4 protein-coding genes are annotated in these 4,045 nt (G+C 73.1%); 2 read left to right on the top strand and 2 right to left on the bottom strand.

Going from position 1 to position 4,045, the window contains the following annotated elements; genetic code table 11:
• Nucleotides 1–405 (bottom strand): FHA domain-containing protein (locus C1I99_RS30070; protein ID WP_233512798.1); only part of this gene is annotated, 405 nt, incomplete at its 3' end.
• 310 nt (nt 406–715) lie between these two features.
• On the opposite strand from C1I99_RS30070, the gene C1I99_RS30065 reads away from it, so the two are divergent.
• The gene (locus C1I99_RS30065) at nt 716–2,212 is read left to right on the top strand and encodes an aldehyde dehydrogenase family protein (protein ID WP_111137552.1); all 1,497 of its coding nucleotides are present in this window, start codon (nt 716–718) and stop codon (nt 2,210–2,212) included.
• A gap of 92 nt (nt 2,213–2,304) precedes the next feature.
• Here C1I99_RS30065 and nucS read toward each other — a convergent pair whose 3' ends face one another.
• Nucleotides 2,305–2,964, bottom strand: a complete 660-nt coding sequence (gene nucS, locus C1I99_RS30060; protein WP_111137551.1) for an endonuclease NucS — start codon at nt 2,962–2,964, stop codon at nt 2,305–2,307.
• 71 nt (nt 2,965–3,035) lie between these two features.
• Here nucS and C1I99_RS30055 point away from each other — a divergent pair, with 71 nt between their 5' ends.
• Entirely contained in the window at nt 3,036–3,653 is a 618-nt protein-coding gene (locus C1I99_RS30055) for a DUF4126 domain-containing protein (protein WP_111137550.1), read from the top strand.
• Nucleotides 3,654–4,045 lie beyond the last annotated feature (392 nt).

Genomic DNA, 4,045 nt, shown 5'->3' with positions numbered 1-4,045 from the left:
GACGGGCAGCGGGCCCGCCGCCGTGACCGGCGGCCCGATGGGCAGCGGGAGGGTCGGGCGGTGGTCCCGACGCGGCGCGCCGAAGCTCAGCCCGACCGGGTCGGTGTGCGCCACCCCCGGGTCGAAGAACCGCAGCTCGGTGCGGCCGATCCGGATCACGTCCCCGTCGGCGAGCCGCTCGACGCCGGTGATCTGCCGGTCGTTGAGCCAGGTGCCGTTGGTGGAGCCGAGATCCGCCAGTGACATCCCCTCACCGGTCAGCCACACCTCGGCGTGCCGCCGGCTCAGGTGCGGGTCATGGACCACGATGTCGGCCGTCGACGCCCGGCCGACCACCTGCCGTGCCGGGCCGAGCCGGAAGCTCAACCCCCGCATCGGCCCACCGGTCACTGTCAACAGCGGCATCAGTTCCGGATGTTCCTCCATGGACAGTCAGCCCTCCACCCACACACGGTCCCCCCGCGCGTCAGCCTGCCACCACACCCACGCTCACCTCCACCACCGGCCGGTCATCTCGGCCTCCCCGGCCGGACACCTTCCCGTCAACATTTCGGTCCCGTGGACGGGACCGGGCAGCTGCCGTCCCACCGACCGGCGGACCGCGCCCGCCACCCCTGGCCGGCACGGGGCCGCCCGCCGCTGAGTTCAACGAGGCGGGCCGGCTCCGACTGTCGCGGCCCTACCGGTGAGTAATCTTCGGGTCTAGACTTCCGCCATGACGGCTGTACATGTCCCGGGCACCCCCGTCGTCGAGGACGGCCGGCTGGTGTCGACGAGCCCGGCTACCGGCGCAGAGGCCGGGCGCCTCCCGGTCGCCACCGCCGCCGACGTCGAGCGCGCGGTCGACCGGGCCCGCTCCGCCGCGGCGTGGTGGGCCGGGCTGGGCTTCACCGGGCGCCGGGAGCGGCTGCTGCACTGGCGCAGGCTGCTGGCCCGCCGGATCGAGGAACTCGCCGAGCTGGTCCACGTGGAGGGCGGCAAGCCGGTCGCGGACGCCGTCGTCGAGATCGTCACGGCCGTCGAGCACGTCGACTGGGCGGCCCGCAACGCTCGCCGGGTGCTGGGCCCGCGCCGGGTCCGCTCGCGGCTCATCCTCGCCGAGTTCTCCGCCCACCTCGAATACCAGCCGCACGGGGTGGTCGGCGTGATCGGCCCGTGGAACTACCCCGTCTTCACCCCCATCGGCTCCGCCGCGTACGCGCTGGCCGCCGGAAACGCGGTGGTGCTCAAGCCCAGCGAGTACACCCCGGCCGTCGGGCAGTGGCTGGTCGACACGTTCGCCGAGGCGGTGCCCGAGCAGCCGGTCTTCACCGCGGTGCACGGGCTCGGCGACGTGGGCGCCGCGCTGTGCCGGTCCGGGGTGGACAAACTCGCCTTCACCGGCTCCACGGCGACCGCGAAGAAGGTGATGGCGGCCTGCGCGGAGTCGCTGACCCCGGTGCTACTGGAGGCCGGCGGCAAGGACGCGATGATCGTCGACGCCGACGCCGACCTGGACGCCGCCGCCGACGCGTGCGTCTGGGGCGCGCTGACCAACGCCGGCCAGACCTGCATCGGCATCGAGCGGGTGTACGCGGTCGAACCGGTCTTCGACGCCTTCGTCGGCAAGGTGGTCGAGCGCGCCGGCCGGCTGACCGTCGGCCCCGACGGTGCCGACATCGGCCCGATCACCATGCCCAGCCAGCTCGATGTGATCCGCCGCCACATCGACGACGCCCTCGCACGGGGCGGGCGCGCGGTCCTGGGTGGCGCGGACGCGGTGCAGCCGCCGTACGTGCGACCCACGGTGCTGGTGGACGTGCCGGAGGATTCGCTCGCCGTCCGCGAGGAGACCTTCGGCCCAACCCTGACCGTCAACCGGGTCCGCGACGCCGACGAGGCGGTGGCCCGCGCCAACGCCCTCCCGTACGGCCTGGGGGGTTCGGTCTTCGGTCGACGGCGGGCGGTGGCGACCGCGCGGCGGCTGCGCTCCGGGATGGCCTCGATCAACTCGACCCTGACCTTCGCCGGGATGTCGACCCTGCCGTTCGGCGGCGTCGGCGACTCGGGCTTCGGGCGCATCCACGGCGAGGACGGGCTGCGCGAGTTCGGCCGAGCCAAGGCGATCACCCGCCGGCGAGCCCGGTCGCTACTGCCCTCGATGACCTTCGAGCGGACGCCGGCCGACGTCGGGCGGCTGGTGAAGGCGGTCAAGATGATGTACGGCAGGTGACGCCGGGCAGCGACCGGCCCGGGTAGGTCCATCGTGGCGGGAGCGGGCCGGTGGCTACGACCTGCCGCCGCGGGCTGGTGGCGGGCGCCCGATCAGAACAGCGTCAGCTCGTCCCGCTCGATGCCGCGCAGCTTGTCGTAGTCGACGACCACGCAGCGGATGCCCCGGTCGGTGGCGAGCACCCGCGCCTGCGGCTTGATCTCCTGCGCGGCGAAGACACCGGCGACGGGGGCGAGCAGCGGATCGCGGTTGAGCAGTTCGAGGTAGCGGGTGAGCTGCTCGACACCGTCGATCTCGCCGCGCCGCTTCACCTCGACGGCGACGGTGCCCTGCGCCCCGTCCCGGCAGAGCAGGTCGACCGGGCCGATGGCGGTCATGTACTCGCGGCGAATCAGGGTGAACCCCTCGCCGAGGGTCTCCGGGTTGGCCGCGAGCAGCTCCTGCAGGTGCGCCTCGACGCCGTCCTTGCGCAGGCCCGGGTCGACGCCCAGCTCGTACGAGGTGTCCTGGAAGATCTCCTCCAGGGTGATCCGCAGTTCCTCGCCCGCCTTGTTGACCACCCGCCAGACGCCGGGCGCCTCCTCCAGCCGGCACGGCGGGCTCATCCAGTTCAGCGGCTTGTACGCCCGGTCGTCGGCGTGGATGGACACCGACCCGTCCGCCTTCACCATCAGCAACCGGGTGGCCGGCGGCAGGTGGGCCGAGAGCCGTCCGACGTAGTCCACCGAGCACTTCGCAATCACCAACCGCACCCGACGAGGGTAGCGGAGGCGCCGCCTCCCGCCAGCGAGCACCACTGGCGTGCCGGTGCGATGCTGAGACGGTGCTCGAAGTGCTCACCGGTACCGGCCTCGCCGCCTCGGCGGGGCTGAACGCCTACATACCCCTGCTCACCATGGGCCTGCTGGCCCGCCACACCGACCTGATCGACCTGCCGAGCGGCTGGCAGTGGCTCGGCAACGGGTGGGTGATCGGCATCCTGGCGGTGCTGCTCGTCATCGAGGTGGTCGCCGACAAGGTGCCGGTGGTCGACCACGTCAACGACGTGGTGCAGACCGTGGTGCGGCCGACCGCCGGCGGGCTCGCGTTCGGCGCGGGCTCCGCGTCCGAGACCGTCACGGTGAGCGACCCGGGCAACTTCTTCTCGTCCAATGACTGGGTGCCGGTGGCGACCGGGGTGCTCATCGCGCTCGGCGTGCACCTGCTCAAGTCCGCCGCCCGGCCGGTCATCAACGCGACCACGGCCGGGGCCGGCGCGCCGGTGGCGAGCACCGCCGAGGACGCCACCAGTGTGCTCATGTCGGTGGTCGCGATCCTTCTGCCGGTGCTGGTGCTGGCGTTCCTGCTCGGGCTGGTGCTCTTCCTCTTCTGGTTCCTGCGCCGCCGGTCCGACCGGCGCCGGGAACGTCAGGCGGCACGGGCCGCCGGCTTCCGCGTCTGACCCGCGTACGCCCACCGCCGGGGGCTGCGTCAGCGTGGCTCCGGGCTCCCGACACCGTCGCACCCGTGCCGGGTGTCGGCGTCGGAGGCGCGCGGCCGGCCGGCACCCGATGGGCGGCGGCCGGTGTGGATATGTGCCGCTGGCCGGCACCCGGTGTCGGGTGCCGGCCAGGGTTGATGATGCCGCCGGCCGGCACCCACGATCGGGTGCCGGCCGGCGTCCCCCTTGTGTGGTTGATGTCGGTGGTGGTTCAGCTGTCGGGGGTGTCAGCTGTTCCAGTGCTGGGTGACGAGGTCGGCGGCCTGCTGTTCCCACTGTGCGTAGTGGTCCGGGTAGGCCGAGACCTGCACGGTCTGGGCGGCCCGGGTCAGCGGCATGTCCTGCCACCCGTC

Source organism: Micromonospora deserti (genome assembly GCF_003236335.1).
GTDB lineage: Bacteria > Actinomycetota > Actinomycetes > Mycobacteriales > Micromonosporaceae > Micromonospora > Micromonospora deserti.
Note: the sequence above shows the minus strand (reverse complement) of the source record. Positions and strands in the feature narration are given on the sequence as shown.